Origin of the sequence: Streptomyces sp. 13-12-16 (assembly GCF_002114215.1) — a bacterium.
Classification (GTDB): Bacteria; Actinomycetota; Actinomycetes; order Streptomycetales; family Streptomycetaceae; genus Streptomyces.
On the sequence record NZ_NCTE01001168.1, the window covers coordinates 6,769 to 7,594 of the forward strand.

Genomic DNA, 826 nt, shown 5'->3' on the forward strand with positions numbered 1-826 from the left:
GGTGATCTCCGCGAACCAGAGCCGGGCCAGCGGCAAGGACAAGGAGGCGAAGTACTCCGCGACCGGCCTCACCGAGGGCTGGCCGTCGAAGCTCCAGCGCCGCCTCTACCAGGTGCCCATCCCGCACCCCGCCTGGTGGGTAGCCTCCTACGAGACCAACAACTGGAAGACCAGCCGCCTCTACGTCGAGTTCGAGACCACCGACGCGGGCCTGAGCGCCTTCCTCACCGGCATGGGGGTGCGGGAGAGCGGCCTGAAGCAGGACGACATCACCATCAGCGAGCGCGACCGGGACATCACCGGCTGGACGTTCGACGGACCCGGCACCTGGTCCGGCCTCGTCCACGAGCAGAAGGACCCGGCGCCCACGCACGACGTCGTCGTCAACCACGACAAGCCGGGCTACCCGAGGGTGTACGTCGTCTCCCGCACCGTGCCCTGACCCCGCCCGCCCCACCGGCCGCCGGGGCCGACTGTCAGACCCCGCCCGTAGAGTCGGGGACGACTGATCCGACAGGCGGGCGGGAGGTGGCAGGACGTATGAGCGAGCGGACCGTGACGGCCGGGCGGGACACCGCCGGGACCGGCGACACGGGCGGGACCGGCGGCACGGGCGGGGCGGACGTCCCCGTCCGGCTCGCGGCCGTCTTCCTCCCGGCACCCCTCCCGCGCGAGGGGCGCGTCGCCTTCTACGATCCCGAGGGCGGCCACGACGGCGAAGGCCTGCCCGGGCCGTCCGACGCCTCCGCGTCGCACACCGACCTCACCGTCGTCCGCCCGCACGGCACGGGGGTGCGGCGGCGGACGGCCCCGGCGCTCTCCCTCC

The 826-nt window shown here is 73.8% G+C and carries 2 protein-coding genes; both read left to right on the forward strand.

Going from position 1 to position 826, the window contains the following annotated elements; all coding sequences use genetic code 11:
* The first annotated feature begins 1 nt into the window (after position 1).
* The gene (locus B7767_RS36940; RefSeq protein ID WP_256923700.1) at positions 2–442 is read left to right on the forward strand and encodes a sugar kinase; all 441 of its coding nucleotides are present in this window, start codon (positions 2–4) and stop codon (positions 440–442) included.
* Between the two features lie 98 nt (positions 443–540).
* A partial coding sequence (locus tag B7767_RS36945; RefSeq protein ID WP_143652849.1) for a hypothetical protein occupies positions 541–826 on the forward strand: 286 nt, incomplete at its 3' end.